General features: G+C 69.1%; 20 protein-coding genes and 1 pseudogene. 11 read left to right on the top strand and 10 right to left on the bottom strand.

Going from position 1 to position 17,414, the window contains the following annotated elements:
• Positions 1–10: 10 nt before the first annotated feature.
• A complete protein-coding gene (locus tag LX16_RS03440) occupies positions 11–544 on the bottom strand; it encodes a DNA-binding protein (protein WP_147132947.1) in 534 nt (177 codons plus the stop codon).
• Positions 545–750: 206 nt separating this feature from the next.
• On the opposite strand from LX16_RS03440, the gene LX16_RS03435 reads away from it, so the two are divergent.
• Positions 751–1,716, top strand: a complete 966-nt coding sequence (locus LX16_RS03435; RefSeq protein WP_147132944.1) for a trypsin-like serine peptidase — start codon at positions 751–753, stop codon at positions 1,714–1,716.
• A gap of 295 nt (positions 1,717–2,011) precedes the next feature.
• The gene (locus LX16_RS03430; protein ID WP_147132942.1) at positions 2,012–2,485 is read left to right on the top strand and encodes a hypothetical protein; all 474 of its coding nucleotides are present in this window, start codon (positions 2,012–2,014) and stop codon (positions 2,483–2,485) included.
• 505 nt (positions 2,486–2,990) lie between these two features.
• On the opposite strand, the gene LX16_RS03420 is transcribed toward LX16_RS03430, so the two are convergent.
• The gene (locus tag LX16_RS03420) at positions 2,991–3,452 is read right to left on the bottom strand and encodes a DUF6463 family protein (RefSeq protein ID WP_147132936.1); all 462 of its coding nucleotides are present in this window, start codon (positions 3,450–3,452) and stop codon (positions 2,991–2,993) included.
• An 86-nt stretch (positions 3,453–3,538) separates the two neighbouring features.
• On the opposite strand from LX16_RS03420, the gene LX16_RS03415 reads away from it, so the two are divergent.
• From LX16_RS03415 to LX16_RS28155, 4 genes and pseudogenes are all read left to right on the top strand, one after another.
• On the top strand, positions 3,539–4,150 hold the full coding sequence (locus LX16_RS03415; RefSeq protein ID WP_147132933.1) for a TetR/AcrR family transcriptional regulator: 612 nt from the start codon (positions 3,539–3,541) through the stop codon (positions 4,148–4,150).
• Between the two features lie 274 nt (positions 4,151–4,424).
• Positions 4,425–4,889: a hemerythrin domain-containing protein gene (locus LX16_RS03410; RefSeq protein WP_147132930.1), complete on the top strand. Its 465-nt coding sequence runs from the start codon at positions 4,425–4,427 to the stop codon at positions 4,887–4,889.
• 125 nt (positions 4,890–5,014) lie between these two features.
• Positions 5,015–5,299 (top strand): type II toxin-antitoxin system Phd/YefM family antitoxin, encoded by a 285-nt coding sequence (locus tag LX16_RS03405; protein WP_147132927.1) that lies wholly within the window; start codon positions 5,015–5,017, stop codon positions 5,297–5,299.
• Positions 5,269–5,641, top strand: a pseudogene (locus tag LX16_RS28155) (type II toxin-antitoxin system VapC family toxin). Before LX16_RS03405 ends, LX16_RS28155 begins: the two are co-directional and overlap by 31 nt.
• 98 nt (positions 5,642–5,739) lie before the next feature.
• On the opposite strand, the gene LX16_RS03395 reads toward LX16_RS28155, so the two are convergent.
• From LX16_RS03395 to LX16_RS03385, 3 genes are read right to left on the bottom strand one after another with little or no spacing between them, the layout of a single operon-like run.
• Positions 5,740–6,870 (bottom strand): serine hydrolase domain-containing protein, encoded by a 1,131-nt coding sequence (locus LX16_RS03395; protein ID WP_211354263.1) that lies wholly within the window; start codon positions 6,868–6,870, stop codon positions 5,740–5,742.
• A 16-nt stretch (positions 6,871–6,886) separates the two neighbouring features.
• Positions 6,887–7,522 carry a hypothetical protein gene (locus LX16_RS03390; protein ID WP_147132924.1) on the bottom strand — a complete coding sequence of 212 codons (636 nt, stop codon included), beginning with the start codon at positions 7,520–7,522 and terminating at the stop codon, positions 6,887–6,889.
• The gene (locus tag LX16_RS03385) at positions 7,519–8,025 is read right to left on the bottom strand and encodes a SigE family RNA polymerase sigma factor (protein WP_147132921.1); all 507 of its coding nucleotides are present in this window, start codon (positions 8,023–8,025) and stop codon (positions 7,519–7,521) included. The genes LX16_RS03390 and LX16_RS03385 overlap by 4 nt, the downstream gene beginning before the upstream one ends.
• A gap of 228 nt (positions 8,026–8,253) precedes the next feature.
• Here LX16_RS03385 and LX16_RS03380 point away from each other — a divergent pair, with 228 nt between their 5' ends.
• The 3 genes from LX16_RS03380 (at position 8,254) to LX16_RS03370 (ending at position 10,745) form a co-directional block, all read left to right on the top strand.
• A complete protein-coding gene (locus LX16_RS03380; protein ID WP_147132918.1) occupies positions 8,254–9,054 on the top strand; it encodes an NPP1 family protein in 801 nt (266 codons plus the stop codon).
• A 46-nt stretch (positions 9,055–9,100) separates the two neighbouring features.
• Complete coding sequence (locus tag LX16_RS03375; RefSeq protein WP_244615663.1) at positions 9,101–10,099, top strand: glycerophosphodiester phosphodiesterase family protein; 999 nt, start codon at positions 9,101–9,103, stop codon at positions 10,097–10,099.
• Positions 10,100–10,178: 79 nt separating this feature from the next.
• Entirely contained in the window at positions 10,179–10,745 is a 567-nt protein-coding gene (locus LX16_RS03370; RefSeq protein WP_147132916.1) for a hypothetical protein, read from the top strand.
• Here LX16_RS03370 and LX16_RS03365 read toward each other — a convergent pair.
• A complete protein-coding gene (locus tag LX16_RS03365; RefSeq protein ID WP_147132913.1) occupies positions 10,739–11,218 on the bottom strand; it encodes an NUDIX hydrolase in 480 nt (159 codons plus the stop codon). The two genes, LX16_RS03370 and LX16_RS03365, sit on opposite strands and share 7 nt — an antisense overlap.
• Positions 11,219–11,373: 155 nt before the next feature.
• Positions 11,374–12,510 (bottom strand): peptidoglycan-binding protein, encoded by a 1,137-nt coding sequence (locus LX16_RS03360; RefSeq protein ID WP_147132911.1) that lies wholly within the window; start codon positions 12,508–12,510, stop codon positions 11,374–11,376.
• Positions 12,511–12,782: 272 nt separating this feature from the next.
• Between LX16_RS03360 and LX16_RS03355 the strand changes: the two genes are divergently transcribed.
• Positions 12,783–13,424, top strand: coding sequence for an HhH-GDP family DNA glycosylase (locus LX16_RS03355; protein ID WP_147132908.1), 642 nt, complete (start codon positions 12,783–12,785; stop codon positions 13,422–13,424).
• A 6-nt stretch (positions 13,425–13,430) separates the two neighbouring features.
• Here LX16_RS03355 and LX16_RS03350 read toward each other — a convergent pair whose 3' ends face one another.
• Positions 13,431–13,844: a YchJ family protein gene (locus tag LX16_RS03350; RefSeq protein ID WP_147132904.1), complete on the bottom strand. Its 414-nt coding sequence runs from the start codon at positions 13,842–13,844 to the stop codon at positions 13,431–13,433.
• Positions 13,845–14,070: 226 nt separating this feature from the next.
• On the opposite strand from LX16_RS03350, the gene LX16_RS03345 reads away from it, so the two are divergent.
• On the top strand, positions 14,071–14,856 hold the full coding sequence (locus LX16_RS03345; RefSeq protein WP_147132901.1) for an aldo/keto reductase: 786 nt from the start codon (positions 14,071–14,073) through the stop codon (positions 14,854–14,856).
• Between the two features lie 145 nt (positions 14,857–15,001).
• On the opposite strand, the gene LX16_RS03340 is transcribed toward LX16_RS03345, so the two are convergent.
• Complete coding sequence (locus LX16_RS03340; RefSeq protein ID WP_147132900.1) at positions 15,002–16,135, bottom strand: phospholipase D-like domain-containing protein; 1,134 nt, start codon at positions 16,133–16,135, stop codon at positions 15,002–15,004.
• Positions 16,132–17,388, bottom strand: coding sequence for a phospholipase D-like domain-containing protein (locus LX16_RS03335; protein ID WP_147132897.1), 1,257 nt, complete (start codon positions 17,386–17,388; stop codon positions 16,132–16,134). Before LX16_RS03335 ends, LX16_RS03340 begins: the two co-directional genes overlap by 4 nt.
• Positions 17,389–17,414 lie beyond the last annotated feature (26 nt).

Raw genomic sequence — 17,414 nt, 5'->3', positions numbered from 1 at the left:
GGAGCGGGGCTCACAGCAGGTGCTGGTGGGCGGTGTAGTGGGCGACGGCGTCGGTCGTGCGGCCGGCCCCGTAGACGCGCAGGAACGTCGCCAGCTCCGGGTGCCGTTCCTCCAGAAGGTCTGCGGCGGAGAGGATCTCGGGTGCCCCGGCGACGGCGCGCAGCAACGACTGGACGGACCGGACCATGACGGGGCCGGGCGGGAGGCCGTGCCCGGTGGGCGGGGTCAGCGAACCAGACTGGGTGCCGATCTCGGCCAGCCGGGCGGCGATCTGCTCGGGGCCGACCCGGTACTCGGCGACCTCGGTGGCGAGTCCGATCATCGCCTGTAGGCGTTGCACGGCGGCGGGATTGCCGATCTTGATGCGCTGTCCGCTCATCAACTGGGACAACATGGGCGCCGACAGGCCGAGGATCTTGGCGATTCGGGCCTGGTTGAGGTCGAGCTGCTTGGCGAGTCTGGTCAGGAGTACTCCCAGAGGCTCACCGTACAGTTCGGTCTGCTGACGCCGGTTGCGCTCGGTGATGTCGTCTGACCCGGTCATGCCGCCTCCCGTCCAGCGGTCCGGCTCCGGCCGACCGCGCGGCGTCACGATACACCGATTCGGCACCACCGGTTCGGGAGCACCCGGGAAACCTCACGCCACTACGGGTAGCGCGATCGTCACGGATTCTCTAGACTCATTCATCGTCATATCTCAATATCTACCGGTGTGCCCCCAAGTGCGCCGAATGGAAAGAGAGAAACCGAATGCGAACACTGCGAGCAACCCTCCTGTCGGCACTCGGCGTCGCCCTGGTCGGTGCGGTCCCCGGCGCCGCACTGGCCGATCCCGGCACCCCGGACACGATCCGGGCCGCCGCCGTGACCGTCCAGGAACAGGCCGACGTGGCCGCCTACTGGACACCGGAACGCATGCGGGAGGCCACCCCGCTCGACCTGCTCACCGTCGAACCCTCCGAGGTGTCGGCGGACGTCGCCAAGGGCGCGCCCGAGGTCGTCGAGGCCACGGACTCCCCTGTGGACACCACGGCGATCCCCAACACCGGAGGCGAGTGGACCGGTGGCGGTGACGTGGTCACCACCGCCGGACGGGTCTTCTTCACCATGGACGGCCGCAACGCCTCCTGCTCCGGCAACGCCGTCACCAGCGACAACGGCAACACGGTCCTGACCGCCGGCCACTGCGTGAAATACCAGGGCTCCTGGCACACGAACTGGGTGTTCGTCCCGGGATACCACGACGGACAGCGTCCCTACGGCACCTGGACCGCCGCGTCCACCGCCGCCACCCCTCAGTGGGTCGCAAGCGAGGACATGAACTACGACGTCGGCGCGGCCGTGGTGAACCCGCTCAACGGCCAGAACCTCACCGACGTCGTCGGCGGGCAGGGCGTCGCCTTCAACCAGCCGTACAACCTGTCGATGTACACCTTCGGCTTCCCGGCCGCCGACCCCTACGACGGTGAGAAGTTCATCTACTGCTCCGGCAGCACGATCCGGGACTTCCTGCTCACCGACGACCACGGCATGTCCTGCGACATGACCGGCGGCTCCAGCGGCGGGCCGTGGTTCGTCAACTTCGACGAGGCCACCGGCACCGGCCAGCAGGCGTCCGTGAACAGCTTCGGCTACGTGTTCCTGCCCGGGTACATGTTCGGCCCCTACTTCGGTGCCGAGGCCCAGAACCTCTACAACGAGGTTTCAGCCGCCTGATCTGCCGGTACATCGAGCTTCGGCCCTGTCCGCCCTGCAGGTGGACAGGGCCGATCACCTGCCCGACATCGGCCTTCTCAGAATGAATGGTGTCGTCCAGCATGCGATGCGCATCGCCAGACCATGATTCATGGTGTTCATTCAGGTACGCGACGTCGAAGAGGAACGGCGTGAGGCGGCCGAACACCTGACAATGGGGGACCTTCGCACCGCCGCAAGCAAACCGGCCACACTATGAGCCGTCACCAGGCTCATCGCTTGCGGCCCTCATGACTTCCACGGTAGTGTGGAAGTCATGGAAGCAGCATATGAGGAGCTGCCGTTCAGCGAGTTCCTGCACCATCCGGCCGCAACGGCCGCTCGGTTGGACGCAGTACGCGCCATCCGCCTACGTCGTCGCGGCGCAGACGATCTGGCCCTGACCAACGCCGACCAACTCGATCGCGATGGCGCGGTCATCGATTTCACCGCACGACTGCTGGCGAGCATCGCCCGAACCGGCGCGAGGAGCGCCATCAGGGCGGCACTTCCCGAAGCACTGCCCTGGGCCGCATTCCTGCCGGATTCCGACCTTGAAGAAATGCTCAGCGAGATCATCGTGGTCGCACAGGGTTCGGCGTCACTGCGTAATCTCGCGCCGCTGGCGATTCTGCTCGAACAGTGGCGCCACTCGGCCGAGGTCTACGCCGATCCACAGCTGCTCGCCCTCATCACCTCCGAGCCGGAAGGCGACTTGGGGCCCGTGGCGATTCCGGAGGCGGACTCGTGAGTCCGAAGAGGGGGGATCGTGTCGCACCGCCACCCGTCGGCCACGAGTTCGACGTCAAATACGCCAAGACCACCGCAGTGGTCGGCTGGGAGGAACTCGCACGCCAATCGCCCGGAAACCTTCGGCGTGCACATGACGCCATACGGGAGAGTCCACGTTCACGCACAGATCCGGCACGTCAGCACCCGCTCAAAGGTGATCTGGGCCGGACCACCTGGAAGGGCCGCCCGTGCGAGCGTTGGCAGTATGAGGTGACCGCAGGGGGCCGGATCTGGTACATCATCGACGACGAAACCCGAACCGTTTGGATCGACCATGCCGGAACCGGTCATCCAAAGGCAACCGATTAAGTCCCGACATCTTCATGCTCGCCCACTTCGGTGCCGAGGCCCAGAACCTCTACAACGACGTCCAGGGCTGACGCCGTCACGCCGGCCTCGCGCGATCGGTTCCGCGCGGGGCCGGGTCCCGTCCGGCGGCCCGACGCCCCGGCCATGAGAGTGGTTCAGCCGTCGTGGTGGACGACCGGTTCGGGGGTTGCGGCGACTGCTCGGTCCTGCCGGGCGGCGAACAGGATGAGGACGGCGGGCGCGAACAACAGCGGGAACCCCGTGGGGAAGGCGACGTAGGAGCCGAAGGCGGCCCACACCAGCATGATCACCCCGACGTGGCCGGGCAGGGTCCGCCCGTCCCGGGCCGATCGCAACGCCGTGAGGCCGACCAGGACCAGTGGAACCACGAAGCCGCCCGGAACGCTCCAGAAGGCCAGCGCGGAGTCGAGGTGCTCTCCGGAGCCGACGGCCCACCACAGTTCTCCGGAGAGCCAACCCGGCCAGTGCGGCCAGGTCATCGCCGTCACCAGCGCGGTGTGCCCGGCGGCGACGGCCATGCAGAGCCATCCCGCCCATCGTGTGGCCGTGACGGCGCGGGCGTCCCGCCCCGTCGTGCCCGGTCTCGTGAATGACAACTGGCCCTCCATTTCTATGTCAGCCGACATAGAAAGTACCGGACGACCGTCGGCATGTCGACCAGCACATCGCGCTAGACTTCGGCATGGCCACGCTTCGCACCGAGAGGACTCAGGAGAGTCGCCGCCTGCTCATCTCGGCCGCGGCGGAACTGTTCGCGCAGAAGGGTTACCGGCAGACCAGCATCGTGGACGTCGCCGAGCGCGCGGGGATCAGCCGGGGCTCCATACCGTGGCACTTCGGCAACAAACTCGGGCTGCTGGAGGCGGTGGTCGACGGCCGGGTCGACGCGTTGCTGACCGAGGTCACCGCACCCGGCGCGGCCACCGGCGGCGACCCCCTGGACCGGCTGACCGAGTTCGTGCGACTGCCCGCCACCCGGCTGTTCATCACGCTGCTGGCGGAGGCGGTGGAGGTCGGGTCGCCCGTGCGGCGCCACTTCGCCCGGTTGCACGACGCGCTTCGACGGCAGGTGCGGGCGCACATCCCCGACCGGACACTCCCCCACGGAGCCGACCCGGACGCCCTGGCCGTACTGCTCGTGGGCACCGTCATCGGGATCCACGCCCAGTGGCGGGTGGATCCCGACGCCGTCGACCTCGACACCGTCGGAGGGACCGTGCGCGCGCTGCTGGCCGGGCTCGGTGGCCCCTCGTCCACCCACCCGTCGGACACCGCGTCCAGAGGCGCACGGTGAGCGTCGGCGAAGCGCGGATACGCCACGGCGTATGAGCCGGCTCATATCGACTCACGCGGCCGGATGCACTTAAAATCGCCGTCAGCGTCGCGTGCCGGTGGCGGACCGCGTCAGGCATGGAGGCGCCGAACCGAAAGGTGGCCTCGGCCATCTCCACTCACATCGACCACATTCCACATTCCTCACAAGGGCCGCGGATCCCGGGTATCCGGCCGTCCGGTCCCGGCGTCCATGCGCACGTACCCGCCCGACGGCGTCTCGGAGGTGGTGCGCGGTGACCGATGACCGGTTGACCGCCCTGGGCGCGGAACTGCGCGAGGTCCATCGCAGACTCCGCCGGGCGCTGGCATTGGCGCGTACGGCGCTCGACGAGGGCGACGAGTTCGAGGACGCGTCACGAGACCTGCTGTTGTACTGCCGCGGGTTCTGCAGCGCGCTCACCGGCCACCACCGCAGCGAGGACCGGGAACTGTTCCCGCTGATCGTCCGGGCACGCCCCGACCTCAGGCCCGTGATCGCCGCTTTGACCCAGGACCACAACATGATCGACCACCTGATCGGAGGACTGGAGAAGGCCGTGGCGGCCGGTATCACCCCCGAGGAGGCCCACCGCCACCTCGACGGGATCGAGGCGGTGATGGAGACGCACTTCCGTTACGAGGAGAGCAAGCTGCTCAGCGTCCTCGACGGGATCGAGGGCGAATTCGACACGACGCGCCTGCTGGGGCCGTTGGCCTGACCCGGCGTGTGCGCCGCACCCGGCCGGCGCACACGCCGTGGGTCCGTCGGACGCCGACGGATGCACACCGTGCGGCGGATATGAGCGAGTAGGGTGGACTAAGCCAACTAGTCTGGGGGAGCGACATGTCGGCGTCATCCTCTGCTCAGTACAACATCCACGAGGCCAAGACCCATTTCTCGAAGATCGTGGAACGGGTCGAACACGGCGAGGAGATCACCATCAGCCGCGCCGGTCGGCCGTTCGCGAAAGTGGTGCCGCTTCCACCACGTGCCAACCGACGCGGATACGGCTCGCTCCGGGGTCGGGTCAACATGGCGGACGATTGGGACGCCCCCGCCACGAACAACGTGATCGCACGAGACTTCGGGCTGAGTGAATGCGGCTTCTCCTGGACACTCACGTCCTGATCTGGTGGTTAGGCGGTGCCCCCGGCTCTCCCCCGGCGTCCGGGATCTCCTGCAGAACGAACTGGAGGTCTATGTGAGCCCAGCGAGCCTCTGGGAGATCACGATCACGCAATCGATGGGAAGGCTCGACGCACCGCCCGACCTCGCTGAGATCATCGCTGACGCGGACTTTCATGACTGCTGGTGCGTCATCGTCATACGATCACCGCAGATCGTCTTCCCGCGATACACCGGGATCCCTTCGACCGCCTGCTGATAGCACAGGCTCAATGCGAGAAGCTGACGCTGGTCTCCGCCGACGGACACGTTCCGAAGTACGACGTCGCCGTCATGCCCCCCTGATCCTTCAGAAGGGCGGATTCGACACGACGCGCCTGCTGGGGCCGTTGGCCTGACCCGGCGTGTGCGCCGCACCCCGCCGGCGCACACGCCGCCACGGATCACCCTTTCAGCAACAACTCTCCGATCCCGTTCGCCAGGTCCGCCTCCTCCATGTTCCACTCACCCGACCGGACGGCGGTGTTCGTCGCCCAGAACACGAACGGGCCACCGGGCACCCGCAGCACCTCGGCGTATGAGGAACCGTTCCCACCGTTGTGCCAGGCGACCGTGACGCCGTCGACGTCGGCGACCACCCAGCCGTATCCGTAGTGCGAGGTGCCGGAGTCGTCCTCCGCCACGTGGGGAGTGAACAGCGGGCGCACCGCTTCGGGGGGCAGGAGTTCACCTCCGTCGAGGGCGTGGTGCCAGCGCAGCATGTCCTCGGCGGTGCTCAACAGGCCGCCGTTGCCGCGCAGGTTCCAGTACGGCCCGTCGGTGTCCCAGCCGCGTTCGTCGGGGCGGCCCAGCGGGGAACCGTCCGGCGCGTACTCCACCGCGACACTCCGCCGGTCCCACTCCGGTAGCAGGTATCCCGTGTGCCGCATCCCGGCCGGCGTGAACAACTCGGCGGACAGATACTCCTCATAGGACATCGAAGTGGCCGTCTCGACGATCGCCGCCAGAAGGCCGTACCCGACGTTGGAGTACGCGTACCGCTCCCCCGGCGGCGCGAGCGGCGCCGAGGCCGCCACCTCGGCGATCAGGCCGTCCCGGGTGAGGGGCGCGTAGTCGTCCCCCAGGGAGTCCACCAGGCCGGAGGTGTGGGTGAGCAGTTGGTGGACGGTGATGGCGCCCTTGTCCTCCGGAAGCCCGGGCAGCAGGCGCCGCACCGGTTCACCGGTGTCGATCTCACCCGAGGCGACGAGCCGCATGATCGCGGCGGCGGTGAACTGTTTGGTGACGGATCCGATGTCGTAGACGGTCGCGGTACCGGCGGGGGTGCCCGCCGCCCGGTCCGACTCTCCGAAACCGGCCGAGTAGACCGGACCGTCGGCGTCCGCCGCCAGGACCGTCACCGCCGCGCCACGGGGCACCCGCTCGGCCAGCAGCATCGCCACGGCGTCACCGGTGTCCCGCCCGGCCGCGGCGAAGGCGCGGTACCCCAACGCGCCCCCGGCCGCCGCCATGCCACCGGCGGCCACCGCGAGAGCGGCCCGTCGCAGGAATCGTCGTCGGTCGTATGCGTTCACGGTGTCTCCTCGTGGGTCAGGCGCAGGCGGCCGGGTCGGTGTGGACGGAGAAGGACTCGACCCACGCCAGGAGTCGGGCCTCGGTGGGTGCCGGTTCACCGGTCTCGACGACGATGACGAGCCCGGCGATGTCGAGGTCGGTCATGAGGAGCAGCGCGCCCGAGTCGGTGGTCGTGAGCCGGGCGGTCCGGGTGCCGACCGTGGTCGGTTCCCCGCGTTCCCAGGCGGTCTCCACCGTCCGAAGTGGCACGACCTCGACCGTGACGGGGAACTCGCCGCCGCGCGCCGTGTGCCGCAGTGCGACCGTGCCGTCGGTGGAGTCCGACTGTTCGGTGTCGACGGTATCCCCGTCGCGGCGTTCGGTGAGCGTCACGGTGGTGACCCGGCCGTCGGTGAGCGCGACGCACACCGCGACCTCGTCACTGCCGAACGCGGCGGCGACGGACGGTTCCGGCCGCATCGTGACCCCCACACCCACGGCGGCGCCGCACACCAGCACGGCCGCCAGGCAGGCGACGGCTATCCGGTCGCGTATCGCCCGTCGCCGGCTGCGGTACCGGACGGTCTCGGCCAGGCCGTGGGGGACGGGGGCGTATCCGGCCTGCCGGTGCAGCGCCTCGCGCAGGGCGACGTCCAGGTCCTCGTTGTTCATGTCCGTACCTCGGTGGTCGGGAAACCGTTCGACATCTCGGGGTTGCGGCGGAGTCCGTCGAGTCCGCGCCGGGCGTGCACCCGGACGGTCGCGGGCGCGCAACCGAGCAGTTCGGCTATCCGGTCGTCCGGCACGTCCTCGTAGTACCGCAGGACCAGGACGGCGCGCTGTCGTCGCGGTAGGTCGGCCAGCAGTCGCACCATGGCGTCCCGGTCGACGACGCGTTGCGCGGTGTCCTCACCGCCGCCCCGGTCGTCGAATCGGTCCACGACCCGTTCGGTGGCGGACCGGAGGCGGTACCAGGAGAGGTACTGCCGCAGGATCGCCTTGCGGACGTAGGTGTCCACTCCGGCCCGCCGTTCGATGGCGCGCCATCGGCGGTGGCAGCGGGCGAGTGCCTCCTGCACCAGGTCCTCCGCCCGGTGGGCGTCACCGCACAGCAGGAAGGCGAACCGCAGCAGGGCGGCCCCGGCGGTGCGCACGTATTCGTCGAAGTCGTCCATCTCGCTCCACGGTCGGTGTTCACTGTCGAAGACGCGGTGGGCGGCCCGATTCGTGTACCGGACCGACCGGACAGTTCAGAGGCCGCCTTCGATCCCGCTGTTCCGTTGTGCGGCGGACGAGGACCCGAGACGGCTCTGGGATCCACATATATGCATGCCGCTATTGCATTCGGTGAGCGCCGACCGCCATACTGTGACGACTCCACGCCGCCACGCGAAAGGCCCCCCATGCGAACAGTGGCGCCGCACCGCCCCCGTTCCCGCTCCATCCATCACCGCGCGCGGGCATGGGCGACCGTGGTCGTGATCGCGGGCACGCTCCTGGCCGTCACCGCGGCCCCCGCCCACGCCGCACCACCGCCCGCGCTGCCCGCCGCGTCCGACGCCGAACAGGCCAGATGGCAACCGGCCTTCGACTACGACACCGACGGCTGCTACCCCACGCCGGCCGTAGGACCCGACGGGACCCTCAACCCGGGGCTGAACCCGTCCGGTGCACTCGACGGCGGCTGCCGCGACCGGTCCGATCTGGACAACACGAACTCCTACGTCCGCAGTAGATGCGACGACAGCGGCTGGTGCGCGCACCTCTACGACCTGTACTTCGAGAAGGACCAGGTGATCCCGGGCTGGGACCCGTTCGGGCACCGGCACGACATCGAACACGTGGTGGTGTGGGTGCGCGACGGGATCGCGCAGTACGTCGCGACCTCCGCCCACGGCGACTACACGGTCCACCCCCGCACGGCCGTCACCTGGCAGGGCACCCATCCCAGGATCGTCTACCACAAGGACGGCCCGTCCACGCACTGCTTCCGGCTCGCGAGCGCCACCGAGACGCCGGAGAACCACCACGGCACCTGGCGCTTCCCGGACCTGGTGGGCTGGAACCACTTCCCCACCGGCGTCCGCGACATCCTGACCGCGGCCGACTTCGGATCCGCCTCGCTGGGGATCTCCGACGCCGCCTTCGGCCACAACCTCGCCGAGGCGATGCCGCCCGGCATCGACTTCGATCCATACGGCTGACGACGGCCGGTCCACGTCAACGTCCGCCCACCCGATCGGAGATCCTGTGCCACACCGATTCCTCATCGCCGCCGCCCTGGCCGCGATGGTCGCCACCGTCGCCACGCCCGTGCCGGCGGTCGCCGCGCCGATCGACAATCCCTGGCTCGACATGCGGATCATGAACATGGCCCACTCCGGAGGCGAACGGGAGGCGCCACAGAACACCATGTACGCCTTCACGCGGGCGGCCGCGCTCGGTGCCGACATGATCGAACTGGACGTCCACGCCACCGCCGACGACAGGTTGGTGGTGCTCCACGATGCCACGGTGGACGCCACCACCGACGGCACCGGCCGGATATCGGACCTCACCGCCGCCGAGGCGTCGTCACTCGACGCCGCCCACCACTTCGTGCCGGGCACCGGAGCCGAGCCGGGCCTGCCACCGGACTCCTATCCACTTCGCGGAGTGCGCACCGGTGACCGGGAACCACCCGCCGGATACTCGCCCGACGACTTCGGAATCCCACTGCTGTCGGAGGTGTTCGCGCGTTTCCCCGACACGCCGATCAACGTCGAGATCAAGGGCACCGGCACGCTGGACGTCGGTTCGTACCTACACCACGCGCGGCTGCTGGCCGCCTTCCTCAACGAGGTCGGACGCACCGACGTCATCGTCTCGTCCTTCAACGACCTGGCGGTGGCCGAGTTCCACGAACTGGCGCCACAGGTGCCGGTCGCGCCCGGGTCCGCCGGTGTCGCGGCCTACCTCTTCACCGGTGCTCGCCCGATCGAGGGCACCGTCGCGCTACAGATCCCGGTGACGTTGAGCGGTCTCATCCCGGTGGCCACCCCGGGTTTCATCGCCCGTGCGCACGCCGACGGTTACGCCGTCCACGTGTGGTTCTCGGGAACCGCACCCGAGGACGCGGCGACCTACAACCGGCTGCTCGACGCGTGCGCGGACGCGCTCATGCCCGCGCTGCCCACCCTGTTGGAGGATGTTCTGGATTCGCGCGGTCTCGAACGACCGGGGATCCCCGGAGCCGACCCCTGCGCGTGAGACCGGACCGTGACCGGCTTGGGGCGCCCGCCGTCCGGCGTGGGCGGGGAACGTGGCACCCGCCGGGTACGGTGCCGCGATGACGACATTGGAATCCATTCCCGAGACGGGACTGCGGCTGTCGGCCGCACCCGGTCCGATCACCGAGCCGGTCACCAAACTCGGCGGGCAACCGTGCTGGCTCGACACCCCGTCCTGGCCGGTGTCGGCGGGTGAGGACGAACCGATGGAGTTCCTCGGACAGTTCCGGCTCCCCACGCCGGACCTGCGGATGGCCTATCTGTTCATGTCCACCGACGCCGACGACACCTGGGAACCCGACGCCGGGGAGAACGCGCTGCTGCTGCAGGGCGGCCACACCGAGATCCCGCCGTTCCTGACGGTCGTGGAGTCGGCCACCGGCCCCACGATCGGCGCCGACGTGGCGGTGGAGTCGGTGACCGGCGAACGTGACCTGGCGGACCGGATCGGCGGGTCACCGTGGTGGATCCAGCACGACGAGTCTCCGGGCGACGACTGGCTCTTCCTGTTCCAGCTCACCTCCTACCTGCCCGGCTACGAGATCAACTTCGGTGACGCCGGGATGGGATACGGCTTCGTTCGCAAGGACCTCACCCAGGGGTTGTTCCTCTGGCAATGTCACTGAGAACGGTCGCCAGCCGCGGCCAGGGCGGCCCGCAGCCGGTCCAGGAACGCGGCCTGTGCCGCCACCAGTCGCTCGGCGGCGGTCGGCAGATCGGTCCAGGCGATCCTGTCCAGCTCGGGGAAGCGACGGGTCGTACCGGAACCGGGTGGCCATTCCATCTCGAACTCCCCGAACCGGACCGCCTTCTCGTCGATCTCACCGTCGATCGCCCACACCGTGACGTGTTTGCCGCCGGACTGCCGGATCTCACCCAGCGGGGTGACCGGCCCGGCGGGGACCGGAACGCCCAGTTCCTCCTGGAACTCACGCCGGGCGGCCGCCAACGGCTCCTCGCCCGCCGTGTACTCCCCCTTGGGGATCGACCAGGCACGGTGGTCGCGCCGGGTCCACCACGGTCCGCCCATGTGTCCGATGAGGACTTCCACGTCGTCGCGGCGCCGGTACAACAGGATTCCCGCGCTGCGTGTCGCCACACGCCGATACTGCCAGAACACCGGCCTGCGGGGACCGGGTTTCGCCGACGACCGGGGAGGGCCACCGGCGTCGTGGTCGTCGTCCGGCACGGCCCCGTGACGCGGGCGCCCACCGGAGTCCGGGGACGCCCGCGTCGAGACGATCGAACCCGGTGTCAGTCGCCGCGTTGCAGTGCCGCCCAGGTCAGCGGTCCCACGATGCCGTCGTCGTCCAGACCCGCGGAGTTCTGGTAGTCGATGACGGCCTGTTCGGTGAGCGGCCCGAAAATGCCGTCCTGGCCCAACGGTTCACCGAGCGCCGCGGTCAACGCCCGCTGCAACCGCACGACCGCCGCACCGGTGGATCCCTCCCGCAACAGCGGAGTCGTGCCGTGCGACAGCATCGCCGTCCAGGTGTGCGAGTCGATCCGGCCGTTCTGGGGCAGGTCGCGGTCGGCCTGGAACCCTGTCACCGCCGCGGCGGTCGCGGCGTCGAACTCGCCGGTCGGGCCGCCGTCCACCGGGAACCCGAGATCGTCCAGCAGGCATTGGGCGGCGGACACCTCCGCCCCCGAGTCGCCGGTCTCCAGTGCCGGGTAGGACGAGAAGCCGTACCGGCCGCATCCGTTAAGGAACGCGGTGGCCGCCTGCCCGCCTTCGGAGACGGCGTCGTCGTGGTCTTCGATCGGCGAGGCGGTGACTCCCGGGAACAGGATGAAGTCGACCACCTTGCCGGAGATGCCGCCGTAGTGCGGGTCGGGGTTGATGCCCAGTGCCTCGGCCAGGGCGTACGAGCCCTCACCGATGGCGCCGGCCGGTCCGACGTCACCGACGACCGCGTACACGACGGTGTCCTGGTATACGACCGCGGCGACGGTACCGCCGGTGATCCCGGCACTGCGGTAGTCCCAACGGGAACTCGCCATCGGCACCACGACGTGCGGCAGCGTGGCGGAGTTTAGGTACTTCCCGTCCGACTGCCTGAAGGCCGTCTGCGGTTGGAACCAGGGGTCGGTGTTCTCGTTGCACTCGGCGGTGCGCTGCCCGTCGCAGTCGACGTCGAAGTCGGCCTTCCAGTGCACCGCGCTACCGGTGGCGCACACCGGGATGGTGGCACTGCCGCCCGCGTTCTCGGCGTAACGGCCGGAGGTGAGTTCGCGGTCGCAACCGGCGACGGCGTCGCGCAGCGCGTCGGCGGTCGGCACGGCGGCCGGTGCGGCGGTGGTCGTCTCCTCGGCCTGTGCGGGACCGACGACCACCATGCCGGCCAAGGCCATCGCGGCCGCCGCCGTCGCGGCCCGGATTCGTCTCATGGGGAACTCCTCACCGGGTCCACGGACCCGATCCGGCCGTGGCGGCGGAATCCCGCCGCTTCCGGCGTTGGATTAATGATTGCAAATAAGGCTATTGGCTTCGGGATCCCGCTGTCAACGGGCTCCAGAACGAATCGGGGAGGTGGAGTTTTCCGACCACGCCGATGAGCGGCCGAAATACCGGGTCTCGGCACCGGGACCGATAGGCTCGACAGGATCCCCGGTGTGGCCGCACAGCAGTCGGGAAGACCGAGAGGTCCAGGGAGGATCACATGGCGAACAGGCGACAGGTCGTACGCACACTGCTCGACCGGCACGGCGAGACGTACGCCCAAGAGGCGGGGATCCGTTTGAAGGACACCCCGATGCCGCTGTACCAGCTACTAGTACTGTCCACATTGTTGTCCGCGCGCATCCGCGCGTCCACGGCCGTGGACGCCGCGCGTGAACTGTTCAAGGCGGGATACCGTACCCCGCAGGCGATGCGTGACGCGACGTGGCGTCAGCGCGTCGACGCCCTCGGCAGGGGCCACTACCGCCGCTACGACGAACGCACCGCCACCATGCTGGGCGACGGCGCCACACTGGTCCTCGACCGCTGGCACGGAGACCTGCGACGGCTGCGCGACGAGGCGGGCGGCCGTGAGGGTGTGACGGCGCTGCTGGAGGAGGTGCCCGGCATCGGCCCGACCGGCGCGGCGATCTTCTGCCGTGAGGTGCAGGGGGTCTGGAGCGAACTGGCGCCCTACGTCGACGGCAAGACCGCCCAGGGCGCGAACCGGTTGGGTCTTCCGAAGACTCCCGGCCGGTTGGCCGGATACGTCGCACCGGCGCAACTGCCGGAACTGGTCGCCGGCTGCGTACGCGCCGCGCTGTCGAAGGACGTGACCGACGACGTGCTCCGCGCGGCGTGACAGTGTTCAGTCGGTGGTGACCACCGGACGGACGTAGCGCCAGCCCCCGGCCGTCCGGCGGAACAGGCTCGTCTCGGCCATGGCGGAACGCGCACCGGCACGCCGGTAGCGCGCGACGAACGCCACGGTCGCCGTGTTGTGGAACGGGCCGGGGGCCGGGGCGTCGACGATGTCGAGACCGAGCCAGTCGACGTCGTCGGACAGGTCGATGACGGCCGGACACGTCGACTCGTCCCAGGTGCGCCGCAGATACCCGGCGTCGCGCACCACGAACGCCGAATAGCGCGACCGCATCAGCTCCTCCGGAGTCGCCGGCGTCTGCTCACCGGCGTGGAACCGGCCACAGCAACCCGGGTACGGGCGCGGCGTACCGCAGGGGCAGGCGGGTTCGGCCCGGTTCCGGGCGCGGCGTCGTGACATCCCGGTATTCTCCCCCTCCTCCTTCCGTCCGACTCGGGTGGTCACAGGCCCGCGGACGTGCCCGTAAACCGCCTGTTCGTCCGTTCGCGGTCGACTCCAGGCCACCCGAGGCGGGTATCGGGAACGGGCACCCGAGGCGGGGCCACCGGCATACGGTGAGTCGGGACAGCGGCGAACGGGGGGGACGAAGGTGACACCGGCCATTCCACTCAACGACGGTCACAGCATGCCCGCCCTGGGGCTGGGCACCTACCCCATGGCCAACGACGAGGCCCACACGGCGGTGATGTCCGCCATCGCGTCCGGTTACCGGCTCATCGACACCGCGACCCGGTACGGCAACGAGCCGGGGGTCGGCCAGGCGATCCGGGACAGCGGTGTTCCACGCGGGGAACTGTTCGTCGTCACAAAACTGCCCGGAGCCGATCACGGTTACGACGAGACGCTGGCCTCGTTCGAGGCGGCCCGCAACCGGCTCGGCACCGACTACGTGGACCTGTACCTGATCCACTGGCCGCTGCCCCGCCTCTACAAGTACGTCGACTCGTTCCGTGCCATGTCGAGGCTGCGCGACGACGGTCTCGTCCGTTCGGTGGGGGTGTCGAACTTCGGCGCGAAGCACCTGCGCCGGCTCGTCGAGGAGACCGGCACCGTCCCGGTCGTCAACCAGGTCGAACTCCATCCGCGGTTCAACCAGGCGGAGATGCGGGAGGTGCACCGCTCCATGGACATCGTGACGCAGGCGTGGAGCCCGTTGGGACGCGGCGACGTCCTCGACGACCCCACGATCGTCCGCGTCGCCGACCGGCACTCGGTCACACCCGCCCAGGTCGTGTTGCGCTGGGAGGTCCAGCTGGGCGTGGTGCCGATCCCCAAGTCCCGCGACCCGCACCGGCAGCGCCTCAACCTCGACGTGTGGGACTTCGTGCTCGACGAGGACGAGGTCGTGGAGCTGTCGGCGCTGGAGACCGGGCGGCAGGGCGGCGACCCCGACGTCCACGAGGAGTTCTGAGCCGGAACCCCCGCGCGACCGGCCGGCCCGCGCCCGGTCACCGTCCCGGCACGAGGCCCCTGAGAAGTGGACCGATCCCCTTCCGCGTCCCGGCCGGGTTGTCACCGGCTCCGGACCGGGCGTCGCGCACCGCGGCGACACCCGGTCACAGGTACAGGTCCCGGAAGTAGTGGATGTAGACGTTCACGACCGAGGACTCGATGACCCGCAGCATGACGTCGTCGGCGTTGCGTAGCGAGTTACCGGTGGCGTTGTGGGAACCGGTGAACACCACCTTCCGCCACTCTCCGGCGTAGTGGGCGTCGACGACGATGAACTTGTTGTGCTGACCGGGAAGTGCGCGGACCTTGCCCGAATCCAGTCGGCCGCCGGGCAACGGCTGCTGTAGCCATGCCTCGTCGTCGGTGTTGCCGACCACCACCTTGACGTCGCATCCCATGGTGTCCAGTTCGACCAGTCGCGCGCGGACGTCGGCGCGTTCGAACAGCGAATGCGCCACCCATATCCGGTCGTCCTCGTTCTCGGTGCGGCAGGCGGTGACGTTGTCGAGGACCGCCACGACGGGATCACCGGAGGTCATCGGGAACAGGTACGCCTTCGACAGGTCGTGATCGCCCTTGCGGGACCGGTCGGCGTCCTGCCAGGTCACGCCGCCGTAGGTCCAACTTCGCGCGCTCAACCGGTTCCAGTAACCGAGGTAGTAGTCGTACAGGCCGGCGTCTCCGGTGGTGGCCAACAAATTCTGGTGCTTCATGACCTGGCCGACCGTCAGGTTCGACGAGGTCTGCACCACGGTGTCGCCGGAGGCGTCGGAGATCAGGAAGAACTTGTTGTGCATCGCACCGGCGCGCACACCGTCGCCGTTGGGCAGGCAGGCGTCCGCACACTGTGTGACCGGGATGCCGCCGGAGCGCAGTATGGCGATGTTCTCGTCGTTGCGGTCGGGACGGTCGTCGTTGGTGCCGATGACGACCCGCACGTCCACGCCGCGTGCCTTCGCGTCGACCAGGTCGCGTGACACCCGGTCGAGGTCCCACTCGTACATCGCGACACGGATCGCGGCGCCCTCGTCGGTGGCGTCGATCCGACGCTGGATCTCTTCGACGATCGTCAGGTCCTTGCCGTCGGCGTGGACGCGCGGATCGGTGGTGCAGACGGTGTAACGGCCGGTGTGGGTGCAGCCGGAGGAGTCCGTCGTGGCGGCGGTCGCCGGGGCCACCAGGAAGCCGGCGAGCATCACCGTCAGCGCCACGGTCACCGGCCGGCGGAGGCGTGTCACGGGCAGCTACCCGAGCTCGGGTGGCTGCACACCGCGTTGGTCCACAGGGTCTCGAAGTTCTGTGCGTAGCCGTCGGTGGCCTGCGGTATCTCCACCTTCACCAGGATCTCGTCGTGGTTGCGCAGCGCCGGCCCGGTCAGGTTGTGCGAGCCGGTGAACACGATGTCGCGGCCGGGCTTTCCGTTGTAGGTGCCGGAGAAGGCGATGTACTTCGAGTGCACGCTCACGGTCGCCACGTTGCCGGGGGACTCGTCGTGGTAGCGCTTGAGGCTGATGCCGGACTGGGCGTCGAGCTTGGCGAACACGCGTGATCCCATGCTGCCGTATACGACTCGGATGTCGCAGCCGAGCCGGGCGATGCGTACGAGCTGGTCGGCGACGGCGATGCGGGCGTCGGTGAAGCTGGCGTGCGCGACGTCCAGTGTGCAGGATCCCTGCTGTGTCTTGATGTAGCCCAGTATCAGTGCGACGGTGTCGGTCCGGGCCTCGGTGCCGTTGCCGCCGGTGGAGTCGGCGCGCGGCGAGAAGTACACGGTGACGCTCTTGTCCTCGGTGCGGTAGTAGCCGTCCGGGGAGTTGAAGTAGTCGTTGTCCTTGCGCTGGTCGAGCATGTTGTCGAAGTGCCGGACGAAGAAGTCGTGGAGTTCGGCGTCGCCGTGTATCACCACGGCGTTGTTGTACTGGTTGTTCTGGCTGTTGGTCCAGTTCTGCGACGACACCCACACGACGTCGGTGAGGTCACCGGTCTGGGAGAACGAGAACAGTTTCTGGTGGTTGATGGAGTAGTCGCGGTCGGCGATGCAGCCGGTCTGTTGGCGCGAGGAGTCACCGTCGCCCTCGCAGAAGGTGAGACGGGTGAACCCGGCGGCCTTCAACGTGGCGATCGCCTGGTTGCCCGGATCGGTGTTGGTGGTCCCGCCCGACCCCTCCTTGTCGACGGCGAGGCTGACCTCGACGCCGCGGGCCTGTGCATCGGCCAACGCCTCGGCGACCCCGACCCTGGTCCAGCTGAACATCGCGCCGTGGATCTGCGCCCCGGCGGGGGTCGCCTCGACGAGGTCTATGAAGTGCTCCTCGACCGCGTAGTCGGGGGTGCCGTCGGGGCCGGGCCGGTTGAAGACGGTGTACGCGCCCTCCACCGCGTCCTGGGGCCGCACCTCCTCGGCCGTGGCGGGTTGCCCGGCGGCGACGGTGGCCGCCAGGGCGATCGTGATTGCTGTCAGGCGCCCGGGGCGCCGCCACCGTGGGGACATGGTGTCTCCTGTCGCGTGGGATCGGC

The sequence above is a fragment of the Stackebrandtia albiflava genome, from assembly GCF_007994225.1.
GTDB lineage: Bacteria > Actinomycetota > Actinomycetes > Mycobacteriales > Micromonosporaceae > Stackebrandtia > Stackebrandtia albiflava.
The sequence above is the reverse complement of the archived record's forward strand: the minus strand, read 5'-3'. Positions and strand labels throughout refer to the sequence as shown.

Coding starts and splice junctions, on each gene's coding strand:
- LX16_RS03430 (WP_147132942.1), top strand. CDS start 2,012: ATGGAAGCAGCATATGAGGAGCTGCCGTTCAGCGAGTTCCTGCACCAT.
- LX16_RS03415 (WP_147132933.1), top strand. CDS start 3,539: ATGGCCACGCTTCGCACCGAGAGGACTCAGGAGAGTCGCCGCCTGCTC.
- LX16_RS03355 (WP_147132908.1), top strand. CDS start 12,783: ATGGCGAACAGGCGACAGGTCGTACGCACACTGCTCGACCGGCACGGC.
- LX16_RS03385 (WP_147132921.1), bottom strand. CDS start 8,025: ATGGACGACTTCGACGAATACGTGCGCACCGCCGGGGCCGCCCTGCTG.
- LX16_RS03335 (WP_147132897.1), bottom strand. CDS start 17,388: ATGTCCCCACGGTGGCGGCGCCCCGGGCGCCTGACAGCAATCACGATC.
- LX16_RS03435 (WP_147132944.1), top strand. CDS start 751: ATGCGAACACTGCGAGCAACCCTCCTGTCGGCACTCGGCGTCGCCCTG.
- LX16_RS03360 (WP_147132911.1), bottom strand. CDS start 12,510: ATGAGACGAATCCGGGCCGCGACGGCGGCGGCCGCGATGGCCTTGGCC.
- LX16_RS03405 (WP_147132927.1), top strand. CDS start 5,015: ATGTCGGCGTCATCCTCTGCTCAGTACAACATCCACGAGGCCAAGACC.
- LX16_RS03350 (WP_147132904.1), bottom strand. CDS start 13,844: ATGTCACGACGCCGCGCCCGGAACCGGGCCGAACCCGCCTGCCCCTGC.
- LX16_RS03380 (WP_147132918.1), top strand. CDS start 8,254: ATGCGAACAGTGGCGCCGCACCGCCCCCGTTCCCGCTCCATCCATCAC.
- LX16_RS03345 (WP_147132901.1), top strand. CDS start 14,071: ATGCCCGCCCTGGGGCTGGGCACCTACCCCATGGCCAACGACGAGGCC.
- LX16_RS03390 (WP_147132924.1), bottom strand. CDS start 7,522: ATGAACAACGAGGACCTGGACGTCGCCCTGCGCGAGGCGCTGCACCGG.
- LX16_RS03370 (WP_147132916.1), top strand. CDS start 10,179: ATGACGACATTGGAATCCATTCCCGAGACGGGACTGCGGCTGTCGGCC.
- LX16_RS03440 (WP_147132947.1), bottom strand. CDS start 544: ATGACCGGGTCAGACGACATCACCGAGCGCAACCGGCGTCAGCAGACC.